10 protein-coding genes are annotated in these 20,742 nt (G+C 71.1%); all 10 read right to left on the reverse strand.

Annotated features, from left to right (window positions below; translation table 11 throughout):
• The coding region (locus RMP09_RS05080) for an ATP-binding cassette domain-containing protein (protein ID WP_310564917.1) at positions 1-467 on the reverse strand (467 nt) is incomplete at its 3' end.
• The gene (locus tag RMP09_RS05085) at positions 464-1,480 is read right to left on the reverse strand and encodes a branched-chain amino acid ABC transporter permease (protein WP_310564918.1); all 1,017 of its coding nucleotides are present in this window, start codon (positions 1,478-1,480) and stop codon (positions 464-466) included. The genes RMP09_RS05085 and RMP09_RS05080, both read right to left, overlap by 4 nt.
• A gap of 28 nt (positions 1,481-1,508) precedes the next feature.
• Positions 1,509-2,372 (reverse strand): branched-chain amino acid ABC transporter permease, encoded by an 864-nt coding sequence (locus RMP09_RS05090; protein WP_310564919.1) that lies wholly within the window; start codon positions 2,370-2,372, stop codon positions 1,509-1,511.
• Between the two features lie 111 nt (positions 2,373-2,483).
• Positions 2,484-3,671, reverse strand: a complete 1,188-nt coding sequence (locus tag RMP09_RS05095; protein ID WP_310564920.1) for an ABC transporter substrate-binding protein — start codon at positions 3,669-3,671, stop codon at positions 2,484-2,486.
• Positions 3,672-4,234: 563 nt separating this feature from the next.
• On the reverse strand, positions 4,235-4,834 hold the full coding sequence (locus RMP09_RS05100; protein WP_310564921.1) for a hypothetical protein: 600 nt from the start codon (positions 4,832-4,834) through the stop codon (positions 4,235-4,237).
• Between the two features lie 23 nt (positions 4,835-4,857).
• Positions 4,858-9,861 (reverse strand): hypothetical protein, encoded by a 5,004-nt coding sequence (locus RMP09_RS05105; protein WP_310564922.1) that lies wholly within the window; start codon positions 9,859-9,861, stop codon positions 4,858-4,860.
• Positions 9,862-9,880: 19 nt separating this feature from the next.
• The gene (locus RMP09_RS05110; protein WP_310564923.1) at positions 9,881-11,917 is read right to left on the reverse strand and encodes an ATP-binding protein; all 2,037 of its coding nucleotides are present in this window, start codon (positions 11,915-11,917) and stop codon (positions 9,881-9,883) included.
• A gap of 158 nt (positions 11,918-12,075) precedes the next feature.
• Positions 12,076-13,713: a hypothetical protein gene (locus tag RMP09_RS05115; protein ID WP_310564924.1), complete on the reverse strand. Its 1,638-nt coding sequence runs from the start codon at positions 13,711-13,713 to the stop codon at positions 12,076-12,078.
• Complete coding sequence (locus RMP09_RS05120; protein WP_310564925.1) at positions 13,714-18,495, reverse strand: hypothetical protein; 4,782 nt, start codon at positions 18,493-18,495, stop codon at positions 13,714-13,716.
• A gap of 236 nt (positions 18,496-18,731) precedes the next feature.
• Positions 18,732-20,714, reverse strand: coding sequence for a hypothetical protein (locus RMP09_RS05125; protein WP_310564926.1), 1,983 nt, complete (start codon positions 20,712-20,714; stop codon positions 18,732-18,734).
• Positions 20,715-20,742: the final 28 nt, after the last annotated feature.

Consider the following 20,742-nt stretch of genomic DNA (forward strand, 5'->3'; position numbering starts at 1 on the left):
CCGTGGCTGATGGTGGCGGCCACGGTCTGGCTGCGCTGCGTCAGGCCCGCGAGCTCGATGGCGCGTTCGCAGCGCTGGTTCACCTGGGTCATGCCGGCGGCGGCGCTGAGCCAGCGCAACGGGTTCCATGGCGCATGGCGCTCGCGCGACTGCGCGGCCAGGCGCACGTTGTCCCACACGGTGAAGGGCAGGAAGATGTTGGTCTTCTGGTAGCTGCGGCCCAGGCCCAGGCGCGAGATGGATTCGGGCGAGTGCCCGGCGGTTTCCACACCGCTCAGTGTGATGCTGCCGCTGGTGGGCGGCAGGTCGCCCGAGAGCAGGTTGGTCAGCGTGGACTTGCCCGCGCCGTTGGGGCCGATCACGGCGTGGAGGCGGTCGCGGAACAGGTCCACCGACACGTCGTTCACGGCGGCCAGACCACCGAAGCGCTTGGTGAGGTGTTGCGCCGACAGGATGGACTGGCTCATTTCGGCTCCCCCCCCTGGCGGCGGTTGAGGAACTTGTCGCCCAAACCCAGCAGGCCACGCGGCGCGACGATGACCACCAGCACGATGAAGCTGCCCATCCACAGCTGCCAGTGTTTGCCGGTGTCGAAGTCGCCGATGGCGGGCAGGTCCTTGAGGACGTGCATCACGTATTCGAAGGTGAACGCGCCGATGATGGCGCCCGCGAAGTTGCCCATGCCCCCCAGGATGACCATCATGATCGCGTGCGCGCTCATGTGAAAACCCATCAGCTCGGGGTTGACGAAGCCGGTCTGCGCCGCCCACAGGTAGCCCGCCACGCCGGCCAGCGCGCCCGCCAGCGTGAAGGCGGCCAGCTTGTAGCCGAAGCTGCCGTAGCCCACGGCGCGCAGGCGGTGTTCGTTCACACGGATGCCGGCCAGCACGCGGCCAAAGGGCGAAAACAGCACGCGGCGCAGGAACAGGTAAACGCCCACCATCACCGCCAGCGTGAAGTAGAAGAAGTGGGCCTTGTTCTCCAGGTCGATGCCCAGGGCGGTGGCGTCGGGGCGGAAGTTGACGTACAGGCCGTCCGACCCGCCCAGCGCCTTGTTGTCGAAGAACAGGAAGAACACCATCTGCGCGAACGCCATGGTGACCATGATGAAGTAGATGCCGTGGGTGCGCACCACGAAGAAGCCGATGACCAGCGCGGCCAGGCCGGCGCCCGCGGCGGCCAGCGGCAGGCTCCACCACAGGCTGATGGGCGTGTCGGCCGGGGTGAGGAAGGCCAGCGCGTAGCCGGCCAGGCCGAAGTAGGCGGCGTGGCCGAGCGAGACCAGGCCCGTCACGCCCTGCAACAGATCGAGGCTCATGGCGAAGATGGCCAGGATCATCATTTGCGTGAGCATCTGCAGGTAGAAGTCCGACGCCTCCAGCGGGATCAGCGGGAACGCGGCCAGCGCGACGGCGCCCAGGCCCAGCAGCACCTGCATGGCGCGGGGCAGCTTTTCGAGTGTGGCTTTGGGGGAACTCATGCGGGGGTGCACACGGCGGTTCGTGCGGTCATTGTTTGAACAGCCCTTCGGGCTTGTAGAGCAGCACGCCGGCCATGAGTATGTACACCGCCATGCCCGCGATCTGCGGCACCAGCACCTTGCCGAAGGTGTCCACCAGGCCGACCAGCAGGGCCGCGACCAGGGCGCCGCGCACCGAACCGATGCCGCCGATGACCACGACCACGAAGCACATGATCAGCACCGAGCTGCCCATGCCGGGGTACACGCTGGAGATGGGTGAGGCGATCATGCCGGCGATGGCCGCCAGCGCCACGCCCAGCGCGAACACCACGCCGTGGATCAGGCGGATGTTGATGCCCAGGGCCTCGGTCATTTCTCGGTTGAAGGCACCGGCGCGGATCTTCATGCCCAGGCGGGTCTTGCTGATCAGCGCGTACAGACCCAGCGCCAGCGCCACGCACACCGCCGAGATGACCAGCCGGTACACCGGGTACGACAGGTTCTCGGTCAGCTGGATGGAGCGGTTCACCAGCTCGGGCACCTGCACCGCATGCACATCGTCGCCCCAGAGGATGGAGCGCAGCTCTTCAAAGATGTAGATCAGGCCGAAGGTGAGCAGCACCTGGTCGAGGTGGTCGCGGTGGTAGAAGTGCCGGAACAGCAACCATTCGAGCAGCCAGCCCAGCGCCACGGCGATGACCGTGCCGACGGCGATGGCCAGCACCAGGCTGTCGAGCTGCGAGGTGAGAAACCAGGCCAGGTAGGCGCCGAGCATGTAGAAGCTGCCGTGCGCGAGGTTGACCACGCCCATGATGCCGAAGATCAGCGTCAGGCCGGCGGCCAGCATGAACAGCAGCAGCCCGTATTGCAGGCTGTTGAGCAATTGGATGAGGAAGTTGGCGAAGTCCATGGCACTCACAACAGCCGGGAATGGCGCCGATCCGCCCTTCGACAGGCGCAGGACGGGCGGCTGGCATCGCCCCCCTTTCTGGGGGGAGATGCCGAAGACAGCGCAGGGGGCTTAGCCGAGCCGGCAGCCGGCGCCCGAGTCGGCCACGGCCTTCTGCGCGATGCCGATCACCTTGTTCTGCTTGTTCTCCACCTTGCGCAGGTAGATGTCCTGCACCGGGTTGTGGGACTTGCTCATGGTCCATTTGCCGCGCGGGCTGTCGATGGTCGCGCCTTCCATGGCGGCGTACAGCGCCTTCTTGTTCGACAGGTCGCCCTTGACGGCGTTGGCCCCCTTGACCAGCAGCAGGCCGGTGTCGTAGCCCTGCACGGCGTAGACGTCGGGCTGCAGCTTGAAGGTCTTGGCGTAGTCGAGGCGGAATTTCTTGTTCGCCGGGGTGTCGAGCGAGTCGGCGTAATGCATGGTGGTGATCACGCCATTGGCCGCATCGCCCGCGGCTTCCAGCACGCCCTCGGTCAGGAAGCCCGAACCGTACAGCGGGATGCTCTTGTTCAGGCCGGCGGCCGCGTAGTCGCGCATGAACTTGGCCGCGCCCGGGCCGGCGAAGAAACAGGCCACGGCGTCGGGCTTGAGCGCGGCGATCTCGGTCAGCAGGGCCTGGAATTCGACGTTGGGGAAGGGCAGGCTCAGCTTCTTGACGATGGCACCGCCCGCTGCGGTGTAGCTCTGCTCAAAGCCCTCGAAGGCTTCGTCGCCGGCGGCGTAGCTCCAGGTGATCCAGACCGCCTTCTTGTGGCCGTTGGCCACCATGGTCTTGCCCAGTGCCAGCGTGGGCTGCGAATTGCTGAACGAGGTGCGGAACACGTTCGGGGCGCACTGCGCACGGGTGGCGATGTGCACGCCGGCGTTGGGGATCAGGTTGAGCACGCCCGATTCGCGCGCCACCTTGTGGATGCCCATCTGCACACCCGAGTGCACGGTGCCGACCAGCACATCGACCTTGTCGCGCTGGATCAGGCGGTTGGCGTTCTCGATGCCCTTGGCCGGATTGGACTCGTCATCGACCTTGAAGAACTCGATTTCACGGCCGCCGAGCTTGCCACCCTGTTCGTTCAAGGCCATGCGAAAACCGTTTTCAATGGCCACGCCCAGGGGCGCAAAGTTGCCGGTGTAGGGCAGCATGAAACCCACGCGCAGCTTGTCGGACTGGGCGCGCACCAGCTGCGGCAGCAGCAGGCCGGACGAGGCGGCACCGATGATGGCTGCACTGCGGGTGAGGACAAGACGGCGAGAGGTCATGAGGGGTCTCCGGTGAAAGTTGTGCAGGCACTGTAGGCAGCAGCACCCGGCTTGGCGATACTGGCTTACCCGTACTTTAGGTGTGAACTATCAAGCTGTGAATCACTGGGTCAGTGCTTGGCAAGATAGTGCTGATACATGCAGTATGTTGCATGTGGTGAGGATGAGCACCGGGGGAAACCCTTGGCGGAGGAGGATGGCCCGCTGATACAGCAGATGCAACAGGTCTCGCGCACGCTCTGCCGCGCAGGAATGCAGTGGCTTTGTCGCGCAAGCGCTGGTCGGCGTTGCTCGTGATCGCGTGGCCAATAACGAGCATCTGCGGTTCGTCGATGTTGAGCATCTGCTGGATTCCCTGTGCTCTTTCGTCTGCATCCTTTTTCGCATCGGTGTGGACGATATTCAGTGCTGCGCCCATTCAGGCAACCAGCAATCCACCTGCTAAAACTGAGCGGCCCGACCTGCCTTGACGCAGCGCTGGTCCATGTGCTCTGACCGAGGGCTACGGGTTCCGCCCGGGCTTTTCCAATGTGGATCAGCAGGCGTGCGGCACTGCCGAACGGCTACTCGGTACTGTCCTGACGAAACTCGCGGTTCCATCCCGATGCCCGCTGAGTCTCGATCACCTCCAAGGCCTCGGCGCGCACTTCAGCGTCCAAGCCGGGTGAGGCCTGCAGTGCCTGCAACTTGGTTTCAAATTGAGGCCAGGAACTGAGTGCCACGGCCGTCAGGGCGTCGATCTGCAACGCCGGGTTGCCGCTGTCCAGCATGGCGCACAGCACGACGAACACGTCTGGGTTGAAAGGCCCGCAGGCCAACACCCCCAACGCGCGCGCGGCGGTGCCCAGGTGCTCGATCGTGGTCGCCTCCTGGAGCGTGGCAATGCCTTTTGCGGGTGTGATGAGCCATGCGTCGTGCGCCAACAGGGGCTCAGCGTCGGCAGCTTGCGGCCCATAGACCAGCCCATAGAAATGCCGAGAAAACTCGGGGTCGTCCATCCATGAAACCCAGGCATCCAGGGTGGGGTGCCGCCAGGTCGATGCGGCCGCGCTGGGCAGTCCCGCCAAAGTCCCTTGCTCAACCCGAGTCCAGCCACCGGCCTCAAGCGAGGCGTAGAGCTTTTCGTGTTGCAGCGCTGGCAGAACGCGGAGGATGGCGGGCATGGTTGTTCAAGTGTGGCTCAGAATCAATCGGGCAGGCCAGTGAGGGATTTGAATCTGTCCAGAATGGCCTTGTGCACCTGTTTCTCGATGTCGCTCGTCAGCTGACTCTCGCTGTTGAACAGCATCCTCCCGGCCTCCATTTCGGCCTGAAGCACCCGGGCAACGAAATCCAGTTGCTGCCGAATGAAGCGGCGCAGTCGCTTGGCCCTGCCTGAAGGTTCCTTGCCCTGCGTGGCGAGTTCCTGCGCCTTGCCGGCGTTCTTGACCGCGTCCTTGCTGCTGAGCAGTTGCTTGCGTTTGTCCGCATCTGCTTCGCTCAGCGACCCGGCCACGCGTTCGTTGTAGCCGGGCTTGTCCGGGTTGAGGCGCCTGTCATTGGCGCTGATGCCCGTCATCGGGTCGGCTGCCACCGCTCCGCCAGTGCTCATGGTGCCCTGCGCCGCGTGGTGTGCAGTGTCCAGCGAAATCAGGCCGCCGGCGGGGTTTCGGCTGATCTCGGCGATCTTCAGCAACGCCTGGGTGGCGCCGAAATTGGCGACGGCAGGTGACTGTCCGCCGGCAGGCCGGCCAAGAAAGGTTTGCGTGGTGGCCTGATGGAGCGTCTGATGACTGGCCCCAGTGGCGGTGCTGGTCGCCTGCACATCTGCCACGTGGTTGATGTAGGCGCCGCCATCGCGCACATGCTGCAGGCCGGGTGATGCGGCCGAGGTGTCTGTGGCCCAATGCGCCGGGTCACGGGTCACCTGGGCCGTTCCCCCGCCTGCAAATGTGACGTTGGCCTGCTGGCCCGAAGGTCTGGGCTTATTGAGCTGGGCGGCCAGCGCCAGGCTCTCCGCCCCCGACTCAACCTTGGGTTGTTCGGTTTCTCCCTTGTCGTTTACCTGGGGCTTGCCGTCGGCGATGGCCGCGGCCTTGTCTGCAGCGGCCTGCACATCCGGGTGGTTCATCACATCATCGGCTGCCTTGTAGATCAGCTTGCGCAGAGGCACCCCGAACTTGGCCACAAACTTTGACACTTCCTCGCTGGGGTTGACCTTGGCCACGACGGTGGCTACCCCGTCAGCGACCTTGAGCTGCAGGCTGGTGAGGCGGTAGCGCACCCGCCACATCAGCAGCCGAGCCTTGAGCAACATGCCGCTCAACTTGCCCTTGCCCGCCATCGAAGCCACCTGAGGCCTGATGGCCTCCACTGCCTTGCGCAGCCGATCCTTCTTTTCCTCGTCTTTGTCCTGCTTCTTCTGGCCCGCGTCCTTCTTCTTGCCGGCGTTCTTGGAATCCTTCTTCGCCTTGCGCTTCGCCCGCCAGTCGTCAAACCGCTTCTTCCCCTTCTTGACCGCACCACCGATCTTTTTGGCCACCTTCTTCAGCGCGCCGCCCACTTTCTTCATCACAGCCTTGAGCTTGGCCATGATCTTCTGGGCGATGGCTTTCACCTTGGCGCCCACCTTGCTGGCCGGGCCGCGCAGTTTCTTGAGCAGCCAGTTGGCCACGAAGTCGATCACCACGATCGCGGCGCTGGCCAGCAGGTCGGCGAACTGCGGGCCGGCGCCGCCGGCCTTCACGGCCTTGAGGAAGGACACGAACTTGCCCAGCGCGGCGATGATGCGCTGCACCGTGCCCCAGGCGGCCTGCAGGCCTTCGATGATCGCCATCACCGCGCCGGCGGCCGGCACGATCATGGCCACCACCTTTTCGATCAGCAGCTGGATCAGCGCCTGCGGGATCGCGGCCTTGAGCGCCTCGAAGGCCATCTTGCCCACGTCCTTGATGGCGATGCCACCCTTCTTGAGCACGCTCCAGATGGCGGTGCCCACGCCCAGCACCTGTTCGAGCTTGTCGTCGAACCAGCCCTTGACCGCCGTCTTGAACGCCTTCCACAGGTGGTTCTTCACGCCGTCCATCACGGCCGCGCCCAGGTTGGCGATCCAGCCGCCGGGGTTGGCCGCGATGTCCTTGATGAGCACGATGAAGGTGCCCACCAGATCGGCCACCGCCTTGGCCGCCTTGATGGCGCCGTCCACCACGGCCTTGGCCGCGTCCAGCACCATGAACATGGCTTTCTTGTAGGCGTCGAGCAGGAACTCGAAGGCCTTGCCCAGCGCGTCCAGCAGCTTGGTGACCCCCTTCTTCAAGGCGTCGGCCAGGCGGTTCACCGCGTTTTCGGCGGCCTTGACCTTGGCCTCGATGAAGCTGCGGAAGCGCCGCTTCAGGTTGGGGAAGGCGGCCAGCAGCACGTCGCCCAGCGCGATCAGCGCGGCGCCCACCGCCTTGATGACGGCGACGATGGCCTTGCGCGCGGCCTCGATCACCGCCACCGCCAGCTTCTTGGCCTTGTCGATGGCCGCGCGCACCAGCCGCTTGGCGGCGTCGAAGATGGCGGTGATGCCGCGCTTGATGGCGTTGAAGAACGACGACACCTTGCTGGAGAGCCAGCCGAACACGCCGCCCGATTCCTTCTTCGCTTCGGCCTTCTTGGCCGCCGCGTCGCGTTCGGCGCCGGCCTTGGCTTCGCCGGCTTCGCGCTCGCCGTCGCCGATGTGCTGGGTCGCTTTGTCGTCGGCCTGGCGCTGTTCCTGCGCCACTTTGGTGTGGCCCTTGGCCAGTTCCTGCCCGGCCTTCTGGCCGGTGGCGTCGATGGCCTTGCGCTGCTCGGCGGTCCAGTCGCTGCGGGCCTTGGCCACCTCGCTGCGTGCACCGGCCTTCTCGGCCGCCTGCTCGGCGGCGTTTTCGGCGCGCAGGGCGGCCATCTGTTCGTCGTTCTTGTCCTTCTCGGCGCTCACTTTCTGCTGGTGCTCGCCTTTTTTGCCGGCCATCTCGGCCTGCGCCTGGGCCATGGCTGCGCGCACCTCGGGGCCCTTCTTTTGATTGGCGATGATCGCCAGGCCTTCGGCCGCGGCGCCCGCGTCGGCGGCCCCCTTGCCGCCACCGGCCGCGCCGCCTTGGGCGATCTCGGGCGGCTTGAGCACCTCGCGCGGGCGGGTCGAGCGGATGGCGTTTTCGCCCGCCGGGGCGGCGGCGTCGGCCGCGCCCTGCTGGCGTTGCGTGGCCACGGTCTGGTCCAGCTCGGCCTTTTGCTGGTCGGCGCTGGCCGGGTCGGCTTCGCCGCTGAGCTGCACCTGCGGCGGCGCGCCCGCGGGCACGTCCAGGCCCGGGTCGTGCGTGGGCAGCGCGTCCACCGCGCCCTGCACCCGGGCACCGTCTTCGCTGGAGACCTTGCCCCCTTCGCCGGCGCTCACCTGCGGTTCGGCCACGCCGGCCACCGGCGCCGGACCGGCCGGGGGCGTGGGCGCGGGCTGGGGTGTGGCAGGGGACGCGCCGGGCTGGACCGCCTGGGGCCGCTCGGCCTGCGCGTCGTCGGCAAGGGGCTGCACCGCGCTGGATGACGCGCCGTCTTCGCCCACTTCGGGGTTGGGCATCTGATCTTGCAGCGCCTGGCCTTCTTCGCCTGCGGTGCGTTCGATGGCGCTGCCCACGCTGCCCAGCGCAGCCCCGGCCTGCACCGGGCCCAGTGCTGCCGCCGCACCCAGACCGTCGGCCGGGTCCTGCGCGGCCAGGTCGGGCGGGGCGGCCTCGTCGGTGGCGGGGGCCGCCGCGCCACCACCCCCACCGCCGGCCGCACCGGCCCCGCCGCCGTCGCCCCCACCGCCCACGGTTTCGCCCAGGTCGGCCAGCCCCGCGCCGGCTTCGGCCGACGAGAGTTCGGCCCCCGCCGGAGCCGAGGCGCCGGCGCTGGCATCGGCCTGCTGTTCGGCCTGGTCGTCGGCGTGTTCTTCGCTGGCGTTTTCGGCCACGCGCTGGCTGTCCTGGCTGTGTTCACGCGCTTCGCTGGTCGCCTGGGCACGTTGCGTGGCCTCGGGGTCTGTCTGGGTCGCAGCGTTGGCGGTAGCGGCGCTGGGCGCGGCCTCGGCAGCGGTGTCGTCGTCGCTGTCGGTCGCTGGGGCACCCGCGGCGGATGCGCCGGCGGCGTTGTCGCCTGCGTTGGTGTCTCCGGTGTCGGTCGGGCCACCGGGGGCCTGTTCGCCGCCGGTGTCGGCCTCGCCGGGGCCGCTGTCCGCCGCCGTTGCGGGCTCGGCCTGGGCTTCTTCGGCGGCGCCTTCGGGGTGGGCGGCGGCCATCTTGTCTTCGGTCTGTTCCCGCACCGCTTCGGCCGCCGTGCCGCCCGCGCCCGCCGCCGCCGCATCGCTGTCGGGCGTGGCTTCACCGCCGCCGGCATCACCGCCTGCATCGGAGGTGGACGCGCCGCCGCCCGCACCACCCGCAGGCCCTGCGCCCGCGGCGGACGTGGCGGGCGATGGGGTGGCCGTTGCCTGGGGGGCGGCTGTCGCGGCGGGCGGGGTCTTGCTCGCGGCGACCGGCGCTGGAGCCCCTACCGCAGGAGGGGCGCTGGTGGAATGTTCGGCGGCGGGGCCTTTCAGCCGGGCGTGCGCGGGCTTGGCTGGGTGGTCGGCGCGGGCCTTGCCGTCTTGGGGCAGGGTCTGGTCTTTGGCGATTTTTTCGCGTTGCGCGGCACCCTGGGGTGTTGCGGGTTCAACGCCGGCCCCGTCCTGCTGGCCCGGCGCGGCTGTGGCCACCGCGGCTGAGGCTTCGCCCGCGAGGCCGTTCGCCACCGGCGGCGTTGCCGGTGTGGCGTGCGACAGGGGAGCCGCCGTGCTGGCCGCTGCCGTGGTGGACGGCGCCGGCACGGGGGCGGTGCTGCCAGGGTCTGCCACCGGCTGCGGCGCGGCATCAACAAGTGGCCGTGCGGCGGTTTGCAGGTAGTGGGGCAGGGTGCTGGCACGGCTGTGTGCGACCTCGGGCGCACCGCTGGCGGGTGCCCCTTGCGCCGTGCGTTGCGGCTGGCCCGCCGTGCGGGGGGCCTGGGTGTTGCCCGTGGCGTTGTGGCTGGCCCCGGTGTGGCTGGCGCGGCCCTGCGCGCCGGGCGGGTGGCTCAGCGCCGCGACGCGTGCCGTGACCGCCGAACCTGCCGGTGCGGCCCCCGGCGCGGGCCGGCGGGTCGCTTGCGGGGAGGGGCGGGGTGCCTCGAACACGGCCGGCTCGCTGCGGGGGTCAGAGGCTGTCCGGCGGGCGCTGGCCGAGCTTGCGGTACTCCAGCGCCAGGGCTTCGCGCAGGTCGTCGGCCTGCAGGTCGCTGGCGAGCGGCTCCGTTGCCTCGGTGCCGCCGTGCGCGTCCTGGCGCCGCTCGCGCGCCAGCAGCGCGGCCGTCAGCACCGCGTTGCGGATGTGGCCGCCGGGCAGGTCCACCAGGGCGGCCACGGCGTTGAGCACGGCGGGGTCGAGCTGCGGCGCTTCGCCCAGGTGCAGCGACCACAGCGCGCGCCGCTCGGCCACGTCGGGCAGCGGGAATTCGACCACGCTGTCGAGGCGGCGCAGGAAGGCGTCGTCGAAGCGCGCCTTGCTGTTGGAGGTGAGCAGCGCCACGCCGTGGAAGGTCTCCAGCCGCTGCAGCAGGTAGTTGGTCTGCATGTTGGCGTAGCGGTCGTTGGCCTGCTTGACGTCGGTGCGCGCGCCGAACAGCGAGTCGGCCTCGTCGAACAGCAGCACGGCGTCCAGGTGTTCGGCGCGGCTGAGCAGTTGCGAGAGGTTCTTTTCGGTCTCGCCGATGTATTTGCTGACCACGGCGGCCAGGTCGACCTTGACCAGTGGCCGTGCCAGGCGGTCGGCCAGCCACTGCGCGGCCAGGGTCTTGCCGGTGCCCGAGGCGCCGATGAACAGCGCCTTGACGCCCTGGCCCAGGCGCCCGCGCAGCAGCGGCCCCAGCGGCGCGCTGGCGTCGCCGCGGGCCAGGCAGCGGGTGAGCAGCAGACCCAGCTGGCGGTGCACCTGTGGCGGGCCCACCCACGCGTCGGCGGGGATGCGGTCGGTCGACACCTGCGCCCAGGCCGAGAGGCTGCGCGCGCTGGATCGCACCGCCTGTTCGATGGCGGCGGGGGCCGCAGCGCCCGCGCCGGCCAGGGTGGCGGCCTGCGCCAGCACCGACAGGCCGCAGCGCGAGCGCGCCACGGCGTGCAGATTTGCGTGCAGGTCGGCGCGCAGGTCTTCCCGCGGCTCGGCGCCCGGTGCGGTGGTGGTCGCCACGGCGTGCCACAGCGCCAGCCGGTCGCTGGCCTCGGGCCGTTCGAGCTCCAGTTCGTGGAGGTTCAGGTCGGTCTGCAGTGCGGTGTCGGCGCTGCCCAGCACGATCCACGGGCTGTGCCAGTGCGCCAGGGTCGGCAGGCGCAGGGCGCTGCCGGGGGCCAGGTCGGCCTGCCACACCGGCCAGCCTTGCAGGGCCAGCAGGGCCGGGACCAGGCCTTCGCGCGGCGCCAGCTGGGCCAGCGCCGGGGCCGACAGCTCGGGGCCTTCGTCGGCCGAGCGCACTGCGATGGCACGGTGCCCGCAGCGCTGCGCCAGGTCGGCGGCCCAGGCTGACAGCTCCTGCGCGTCGGCCCCGCGCAGCACCACCACGCTGGGGCCGCTGGCCGCCTGCAGGGTGGCGGCCAGCGTGGCGGCCGCGCGGCGCCAGGCCTGCGGCAGCGGCCAGGCGGGCGGCGCCACCGGCTGCAGCGCCAGCCGGCCCAGGCGCGTGCCGTGTGCGGGCGGCGCGGGGTCGGCCAGCAGCGGCAGCAGGGCCGGTGGCAACTGCAGGGTGCGGCTGTGTGCCAGGTCGGTGGCGGGGTTCCCGTCGGGCGAGAGCTGCAGCAGCCCGCTGGCGATGGCCGGGCCCTGCAGCAGCTGGCCCATGGCCTGCGCGGCCGACAGGGGCTGGCCACCGTGCGGCGGCCAGCGCACGGCCAGGCGCGCCACCAGGCCCAGGGTGGGGCGCTGAGGGCCGCTGCGCTGGGCGTTGCCCTGCAGCAGGGCCAGGGCGCCGGCCAGCGCGGCATCGAACTCAACCCACAGGGCCAGTGCCACGGCCAGCTGTTCGCCTGGGCTCAGTGCCAGGGCCTGCGTCAGCGGTGCCAGCGCGGCGGCGTCCACCGCGGGCAGGGCCTCGCTGTCGAACAGGGCCTGGGCGTCCGGGTGGTCGCGCAGATCGTCGGGTAGCAGGGCGCCCAGCGCGCCGAGCAGCCGCTGGTGCAGGCTGGGGCGGGTGCGGTCATCCATCTCAGTGGCTCCTCCGCGCGGCGCGTGACCCGCGACGCATGAAACCGTGGCGACCAGAGGCACCGAGGAACCGGCTTTGCCGGGCCTCTGGTGCCGCCCCCCTCCCGCCGGAGGCGAGAGAGGGGGGTGACGCGAAGCGGCGCGGGGGGTGTTTCATCCTAATCTCCGTCGTCCGGCGCGGGCAGCTGGTCGCGTGGCACGAAGTGGAAGGCCACGATGTGGCCGAACCAGGGCACCCAGCCAGGGTCGGCGTCCAGGCCCAGGCGGCGCAGCGGCAGCGCCACATCGTCCAGCGGGTAGACCACGTCGATGTGGGTGGCGCTGGCGCTGAACCAGCCCTGGCGCACGACCACGTCCCGCAGGTCGAGCCCGGCGTGCCGGCGCAGGATGCGCCGCAGTTTCACCCGCCACTGGCGCAGGGCCTGGGCCAGTGGCGAGCTGCCGGCGGTCAGGGCGCGCTGGTCGGTGTCGGTCAGCGCCAGCCCGGCGCGCTGCGGGTCGTGTGCTGGGGCGCCGCAACGGTCGAGCACCTGGCCCAGCAAGGCGTGGACGAAGGGGCGTTGCGCCTCGGCCGGCTGTGCCCTCAGCCAGGCGTCGAAGCGCAGGGCCTGCAGCACGTTGAGCAGCAGCAGCAGGCCGGCGTGGGCGCTGGCGGGCGCATCGGCCAGCCAGGGCAGGGCGCTGGGGGCGCGAAACCGGTGCGGCCGGCTGGCCGTGGGTGGTGTGGCGGTGTGCGGCTCAGGTGCAGGCCTGTGTTGGGCGGATGGCTCGGCAGGGTGGGTCGCCGCTGGCGACGTGCCGGTGGGGCGCTGGTGTGGTGCGGTGCCTGGGTGGGCGGACGGTTTGCCGGGCGCATGCGGTGGGCGGTCGTCCTCGGTCAACGCGGACATGACAGGCGCTGGGGCGCGCACGGCAGGCGGCGGTGCCGGTCCGGCTGTTGTGGGCACGGCCACAGCGGCGCCTGCATCCTGGTCGGTCGCTCGGGAGGGCTGCAGGGCCAGCACCTGCGCCACCTCGGCCGGTGTGGGCAGCAGTTGCAAGGCGGGCGCCAGCCACAGCGCGGCCAGCCAGGCCGTGGCCGCAGGGGTAGTGGTGCTGGCTGGTGGAAGACGCCTGGCAGTGGCCCGCACGGCCGATTCGGTTTCGCCTGTGGGCGCGGTGGGGGCGGTGGCGTGGATTTCGGTCGGTGTCGGGGCGGCGGGTTCGGCCTGCATTTGCCGTTGCCAAGCGTCCAGCGTGGCCGGGCTCAGGGCCTGGGCCAGGGCGATCAGGTCGCCGTCTGGCCAGGTCGTCAGCGCCTGGCGGGCGGCCTCGGGCGCTTCTTCGCGCAGCAGCGCCACCACCTGCTCGATCGGTTGTTCAGCCGGTGCAAGGGGCGCCAGTTCGGGCAGGGCCGCGGACCAGAACCAGGCATCCACGGGCTGCCCGCGGGCCACGCACCGCAGCCAGGCCAGCCGCGCCTCAAAACGCGAGGCGAAAAACACCGCCGGGGCCTGCGCGGCCTGCGGGTGGTGGTGCGGCAGCGCGTGGGCGGCCAGGGCGCGCCAGGCGGCTTCGAGCGCGCGGGCCATCAGCACCGGGCCGGCGTGGGGGGGCAGGGCCTGCAGCTGCAGGCGCCTCACCAGCACCAGGCGGCCGCAGTCGCCGAAATCGGCGGTGGCCAGCGCGTCTTCCAGCACATGGCGCAGCGGCGTCACCGCGTCGGCCGCGGTGGTGTGCAGCGTGGCGTGTTGCACGATGCGCGCCCGCGGCCCCAGGCGCCGGGCCTGTTCGATGCGCGCGGCGCTGGCGGTCATTTACCGCCCCTGGTGGCGCAGCCGCTCCACCTGCTGGGCGATGCGCCGCTCGGCCGCGGGCTCGGCGCTGTCGCGGGCGGTCTTGACCTGTGGCGCGGCACTGGCCGGCACCGCGCTGGCGCGGGCCTGCTCGGCCTGGGCTTTCTGGCGCGTCGGGGTGGACAGCGGGGTGCCGCTTTGCACCTGCACGCGCAGGCTGCTGTCGAGCGTGAAGGCCGCGCCCGCGGGCGCTTCGACGATGCGGGCCGTGGCGCTGCCCGCGCCCAGGTCTTCGATCACCGCGCGCGCCACCAGGGTCTGCGTGGCCGGGGCGTGCACCAGCACCTGCATGCCGATGCGGGTGGTGGCCGGGTCGATGGTGATGTCCAGCCGCGTGTTCACCACCGCCGGCACCGGGCGCCGGATGCGCGCGCTGATGATGCGTTTGACCGGCGCGTGCGCCGACAGCAGCAGGCACACGCGCACCAGGTCGTTGATGGCGGCGTGGGCCGCGGCTTCGTCCACCACCTGGGCGAACAGCCAGTCCACCATGCGCTGCATCTGCCGCCAGGTGATGTGGTCCACGCCCAGGATTTCGTCACCGAAACCGGGCAGCACGCTGAGCTGGCGCAGCGAGACGGCCGGGTCGAGTTGCGAGAACAGCTCGGCCCAGCGCAGCCGCGTGGCCGGCGGCACGGTGCACAGCGCGGCGTGCAGGCAGCTGGCCACGCCGCCCACGTCGTCCAGCAGGCCGGCGGCGGCCACCGTCACGGCCCGCGGCACGGTGCCGGCGGCGAACAGGTCGCGGATGTTGACGATGTGCTGCGCCGGCTCCACCGCCTGGCGCCAGCTGGCGGCGCTGAACTGGGTCAGCTTCAGCGTCGCTTCCTGCTTGGACTGCATCACCCGCTGGCCCTGGCGTTCGAAGGTCCGCATCAGCAGCTGGCCGGTGGCCGAGGCTTCGCCTTCGGTCAGGCCGAGCTGGTGGGTGGAGACGCTGTCCACCCCGGTGGTGACCATGCGCAGCTGTGCCTGGGTGACCACGCGTTCGAGGTCCACCACGCGGTCGAGCTGCACGAACACCTGCGAGACCGTGCGCAGCCAGCGCACCGGCACGTCGCGCAGGGTGTCGACCATGGCGTCCAGCTCAGGCGGCGGGGTGTGTGCCTCGCTGCGGCAGCGCGGCACGGGGTCGGCCACGTCGGCGGGCTGGGCGGCCAGCAGCGGCACGTCGTTCAGCGTCAGCGTCAGGCGCGGGCGGCGGAACACCAGGTAGGGCACCTGTTCGGCCAGGATGGTCTTGCGCTTGTGGACCAGGGCGTCGATGCGGGTCTGCTCTTCGGCGCGCAGCGAGCGCGCGACCGACAGGTCGTGCCGCACCTCGGCCAGGCGCACCGACAGCGCGTCCAGCGCCGACTGGATGCGCGCCGCCGCGCCCTGGATGCGGTCGCGCGCGGCCTTGGCGTCGGCCTGCAGGCGGCGGTAGTCTTCGGCGCGCAGTTCCACCCCGCGCAGGAAGCGGATGGTGTTGTCGATGGCATCGATGCCGCGGCGGAAGTACACCGCCTCGTGCTTGTCGCTGCCCTCGTCCTGCGCGTCGCGGTCGACCAGGCCGCCCGCGAGCAGGTCTTTGGCGGTGAGGTCCTTCTGGTCTTCGGTGCCGTAGCCGTAGACCTTGAGGTCGTCCACCACCAGGCCGGTGGCGGCCAGGCCGGTGATGCCGCCGACCACGAAGTCGTTCTTGGCCTTGGCCGCGGCGTTGCTGGAGACCACCGAAGCCGGCAGGGTGAAGCGTTCGGCCACGGTGACGGTGTTGTAGGTGGCGCCGATCAGGCTGGCGCCCACCACGTCTTTCACGGCGGGTGGGGCTTCCACGCTGAGCTGGCTGCCGCGCACCAGGGCCGCGCTGGCCGAGGTCTTCACGCTGACGGTGGGCACGGTCTCCACCGCGCCGACCTTGATGAGCTTTTCGCCCAGGGTGGCGTCGGTGATGGCGGCGATGCCGCTGCCGCTCGCGCCGGTGTCCAGCGCCACGTGATCGGAGGTGCCGGTGGTGTCGCGGTTGGCGGTTCCCCCGGTGGTGAAGGTGCCGGTCGCCGGGCCGGTGACGGTGGTGACCGTGGTGATCCGGGGCGTGATGACGGCGCCACCGAACAGGCTGGTGTTGGTCTTGCCCAGCACGAAGGAGCTGCCGGCCGGGGCCGACGAGGCCACGGCGCCGGCGATGGGAGTGCTGGCCAGCAAGCTGCTGCTGCGGGCGGCGGGCGCCGCGCCCCGTGGCTGGGCCTCGGGAGGCGACGTGAAGTCGGGCGGGGCCACGGCGGCGGCGTTCAGCCGCGTGAAGTAGTCGCTGAACTCCTTTTCGGTGGCGGCCGGGTTCTCGTTGCGCTTGACCAGCTCGGCCGCGACCGGCGAGGTGAGGAAGCGCCCGGCATCGGCCACGCCCAGCACGTTCTGGCGCAGCCGGAAGATGTCGGTGCGCGCACGCAGAAAGCCCATGTCGATGTGGTCGCCCGCGGTGCGGATGCGGCCGTCGAGCCGGTTGATGAGTTCTTCCAGGCCGCCGTCCACGGTGCGCGGGGGCGAGGCGGCGGTGCGCCCGGTCTTGGGTTCGCCCAGCTCCACCGCCAGCGCGCCGGCCTGGAAATTGGCCCAGTTGCGCAGCAGCTGGTCGAGCTCGCTCACGTGGCGGGTGTGGGGGTGCGCGGCGGGGTCGGCCGGCGCGGTGGTCGCCGGCACGGGCTCGATCGGCAGGCCGTGGCTGGCGTCGGCGTCGGCCACGCTGGTGTCGCCCTGGGTCTGCCAGGTCCAGCTGCCGGTGGCCAGGGCGCCGGGCGGCAGCGCGTCGCCCACCCAGCAGGTTTCGGTGCCGTTGGACGCCTTGCCCGCCTGGCCCCAGCTGGCCTGGCAGGCGCGCTCGCCCGCGACCAGGGTGAATACCAGGCCGTCGATGCGGCGCCCGCCCAGGCCCGCGCGCGACATGGGCACGGCCAGCCGCGTCCACACCCCGCTGGCGGGCAGGTCGCCCACGCGGTCGCCGTCAGTTGCCGATGCCAGCGTGCCCCACACAAAGGGCCGCGTGGTCACGGCCGGGGTGTTGAGCGCGTCGCTGATCAGCGGTTGCACCGCAATGCGCTGTGCCGCGCCGTCCAGCCGCACGAACACGATCAGTTCGTCGCTGGCCTGGAAGTCCAGCGGCAGGTGGGCGCCGCTGAAACCGTGCTGGGCCGCCAAGCCCGCTTCGGCCTGGGCCACGTGCACGCGGTGGAAGGCCATGGCGTCCAGCGCGCCGGTTTCGTCGGGCAGGGCGTTGGGGTCGTCCTGCGGGTAGGCGGGCAGGTTGCCCACCACCGCTTGCACCAGCAGGTCGTGCCGGCGGCGCAGGCCGTCGCGCCGGGTCAGCAGCTGCAGCCGCTCGGTGCCCAGGCGCTGGATTTCCAGGTCGAACAGCGGGTGCACCGCCAGGTCGAGCTTGAGCAACTCGGGGTCGTAGTGGCGCGCGGGCACCGGCACCAGCAGCTGCACCTGGTCGCGCAGCGAGAGGTTGTAGGGCATCAGGGCGGACGATTCGGCGATCAGCGCGTCCACCATGTCGATCGGCACCGGCTGCGCCTGCACGTCGAACTGGGGCGGGAACAGGCTCTGCCGGCCGCTCAGGAAGTCGGCCACGTCGCGCGGCAGCACGCCGGCCGGGGGCAGCCAGTCGAACTGCTGCTGCAGCGCCGCCGCGTGGCGCTGGTCGGCGGGCAGCTCGGCCAGGTGTTCCAGCAGCTGCGACACACGCGCCTGCCACAGCACATCGTCGCCCGCGCCCGGCACCAGCGCGCTGCGGTTGCGCCGCCCGCCGCCCTGGCGCGCGACGCTGGCACCGTCGGCAAACACCGGGCGGAAGTCGGCGTCAAAGCCCACGATGGCCAGCGGCACGCCCAGGCTTTCCCAGGGCCAGGGCTGGCGGCGGACCTGCAACCGGGCTTCGTGCGCGGCGTCGGCATCGAGCTGGGCCGGGCTCCAGCCGGCACGCTCGCGCCAGGCGCGCAGCGAGCGCGGCACGCCCAGCGACAGGCGCTCGCGTTCGGCGTTGAACACCGCGTAGGCCAGCCGGTTGCGAAAGCGCGGGTCCACCGTGTTGCCGTCCTGGCTCCAGGGCGGCAGCGGCCGGTCGGCCGGCCAGGGCGACCACATGAGCTGCAGGCCGTCTTCCCACGCAGCGCCCTGGCTGGCGGCGGTGTCGGTGGCGTTCGCGCAGGCGCCGGCCTGCTCGGCCGAGCGGTCCAGCGCGATGCTGCGCGGCACCGCCACCAGCACCATGGCGTGGGGCAGGAAGCGCGCGCCGTCCAGTTCGTCGAGCACGCGCCGCAGCGGCACCTGGCGCTGCAGGCCCGAGAGGCGCGCCCAGGCGCTGGCATCGGCCAGTTGGCCCTGCAGGGCCAGGTCCACCCGCGGCGAGGCCACGCAGATGGCGTCGTGCGGAATGTGCAGCGGGTAGGCCAGTTCCACGTCCTGCCCGTCGGGGGCGATGGCGTGGCCCGGCATCAGCACCAGCGTGCCGCCTTCCACGGCCAGCGTCAGCCCGTCGACGATGCCCGGCGCCACCGCCTGGCCCAGGCGCATCGCGTCGGCGATGCGGCCCTGCTGCTCGGCGATCAGGGCGGTGTGCGTCAGCGAGCGCTGCGCAAACAGGTTCAGCCGCTTGCGCAGCGGCGGCACGCCGGCCGCGCTGCTGGCGTAGGGCCCCAGCGCCGGCAGGGTGGCCAGCACGTGTTCGCCGGCCACCGGCGCTTCGATGCCGCGCAGGATGTTCATGTCAGCCTCCGCAGAGCCGCCTCAAGGAGGCTTAAGCCCCCTCGGGGGGCAGCGAGTGAAGCGAGCGTGGGGGTGGTCATGTCAGCCTCCGCAGAGCCGCCTCAAGGAGGCTGAGGCCCCCTCGGGGGGCAGCGAGTGAAGCGAGCGTGGGGGTGGTCATGTCGGCCTCCGCAGAGCCGCCTCAAGGAGGCTGAAGCCCCCTCGGGGGGCAGCTAGTGAAACGAGCGTGGGGGTGGTCATGTCGGCGCCCCTGGCAGGCCGGCCAGCCGCGCGAGCTGTTTCGCCGGGTCGGCGGAGGTCGCCGCGTCGCGCAGCCGCACCGCGAAGCCGGCCTGTTCGCTCACCGGCAGCGCTCGGATGGCCAGGTCCAGCTGCGGCGCCACGCCGCTGTCGGCCACCGCCTGCACCAGCTCGGGGGTTTGCAGGTCGGCGCGGGTGGTCTCGTCGGCGGCCTGCACCAGCGCGTCGAAACCTTCGCCCAGGCGCGGGTCGCCAAAGCGCCGGGCGATGTCCAGCACGTCGTCGTGGCCCAGGCCTTCTTCCTTGCGCTCGTCGGCCCGCTGGCTCAGCGCGCTCAGCGTGCTGCGGCGCAGCAGGTCCGACGTGGCCAGGCGCTTGTCGGCCAGCGTGGGCGAGACGGCCAGCCGCGACGAGGCCAGCAGGTTGGCGGTTTCGGCGCGCGCCAGCGTGGGGATGTTGGCGGTGATGGCGTTGAAGCGGGTGAGCAGACCGTCGGCGCGCAGCCGCACGTTCACTTCCTGGTCGATGGCGGCGGCGTTGCCGGCCAGGCGCAGGGTGGCGCTGGAGACCTCGGCCGTGTAGGGCAGCTGGCGTTTGCGCAGGTACCAGAACATGCCGCGCCCCTGCGCCGCGCCGGCCAGCTGCGCGCGCGCGGCGTCGATGGCGTTTTGCCAGGCCAGGGCCAGCGCGTCGGGCGCCAGCACGCCCGGCAGCGTGGGTCGCACCAGCACGGGCGGTTGCGCGATGCGGATCAGCGACTCCAGCGGCGAGCGCTTGGCCACCAGCCCGGCCGAAGCCGAGCGCACCGGCGTGACCACGCTTTGCAGCGTGCGCTTGTGCGCTTCGAGCACCTGGCGCGTGACCGGCGCGACGATGAGGATGGACAGGTGGTCCAGGTCCTCGTCGCCGGCGCGCAGGTCGATGGGCGGCAGGACCAGCGACTCCTGCACCAGCGCGGCCAGTTCGTCGCTGGGGATGAAGGCGAATTCGCAGTCCACCTGCGGCGGGAAGTAGCTCTGCAGCAGCGTGAGCTGGCCCAGCTGCTGTTCAAAGCGCAGGGTGGACGCGGGCATGGGCCCCACGGGGGGCAGCGCCTCGAACTGCCGCACCGCGGCAAAGCCGGCCTGCATGGCGGTGGTGTCGACGTCGTCCAGGTGGTCCTGGTGCTGCTGCAGCCAGGCTTCGAGCAGCGCGCGCGGGCGTTGCGCCAGGCCGGCGGCCAGGGTGGATTCGGCGCCCACTTCGCGCCGCACCATGTAGACGTCGAGCCAGCGCAGCGCACCGCCTTCTAGGCACAGCATGGCCAGGGGTAGGGCCTCTTGCAGCACGCCGGCCTGCTGGCGGTCGAAGAACACCTCGCGGGCCACGCGGGCGCGTTTGGCGCTGGCGTTCTCCACGCCCGAACGGTCCGGGTAGGGGATGAGGGTGATGGCGGTGGCTTCGATGATGTCGCCGTCGCGCACGGTGCGCTGGCCGTCCAGCGAGGTGGGGTAGGCGGTGGTCGGGGTGGCGCTGAACTCGATCGGCCGCAGTGCCAGCACGAACAGGCCCGTGCGGTTGACCGCGCCCGCACCGGGCAGCACCTTCACGCCCAGCTGCACATCCAGCTGCGCGGACTGCGGCAGCGACCCGAGCTGGATCGTCTGGCGCGTGTCCACATTGACCAGTTCGCCCGCCGGGGTGATGCCAATGCCCGGTTCGATCACCAGCGTGGGGCTGTTGGACGCGGCCTGTGTGCCCAGACCCACCATGAGCCCACGGACCACGCCCGCGCCGACGGCCTGGGCCAGGTCCGACTGGCGCGCGCGGATGTAGTTCTGGTCGGCGGTCAGGTCGTCGGCGGTGAGGAAGCGGCCGTCGAAATAGAACGGGCGGCGGCGCCCGCTGTCCACGATGAGCGCGCCCGCGGCTAGCTGCGCCTGCAGGCGTGCGTTGTCCTGTGCGCTGTGGACCGAGATGTCGCTGTTGGCGTTGGCCATGTCACTCTCCTTGGGACGGGCTCGGTGG

This window comes from Hydrogenophaga sp. (assembly GCF_031426985.1).
GTDB lineage: Bacteria > Pseudomonadota > Gammaproteobacteria > Burkholderiales > Burkholderiaceae_C > Hydrogenophaga.

What these genes read in the sequence shown, in the direction of transcription:
- RMP09_RS05085 (WP_310564918.1), bottom strand. Translation starts at nt 1,480, where the DNA reads ATGAGTTCCCCCAAAGCCACACTCGAAAAGCTGCCCCGCGCCATGCAG.
- RMP09_RS05090 (WP_310564919.1), bottom strand. Translation starts at nt 2,372, where the DNA reads ATGGACTTCGCCAACTTCCTCATCCAATTGCTCAACAGCCTGCAATAC.
- RMP09_RS05095 (WP_310564920.1), bottom strand. Translation starts at nt 3,671, where the DNA reads ATGACCTCTCGCCGTCTTGTCCTCACCCGCAGTGCAGCCATCATCGGT.
- RMP09_RS05100 (WP_310564921.1), bottom strand. Translation starts at nt 4,834, where the DNA reads ATGCCCGCCATCCTCCGCGTTCTGCCAGCGCTGCAACACGAAAAGCTC.
- RMP09_RS05110 (WP_310564923.1), bottom strand. Translation starts at nt 11,917, where the DNA reads ATGGATGACCGCACCCGCCCCAGCCTGCACCAGCGGCTGCTCGGCGCG.
- RMP09_RS05115 (WP_310564924.1), bottom strand. Translation starts at nt 13,713, where the DNA reads ATGACCGCCAGCGCCGCGCGCATCGAACAGGCCCGGCGCCTGGGGCCG.
- RMP09_RS05120 (WP_310564925.1), bottom strand. Translation starts at nt 18,495, where the DNA reads ATGAACATCCTGCGCGGCATCGAAGCGCCGGTGGCCGGCGAACACGTG.
- RMP09_RS05125 (WP_310564926.1), bottom strand. Translation starts at nt 20,714, where the DNA reads ATGGCCAACGCCAACAGCGACATCTCGGTCCACAGCGCACAGGACAAC.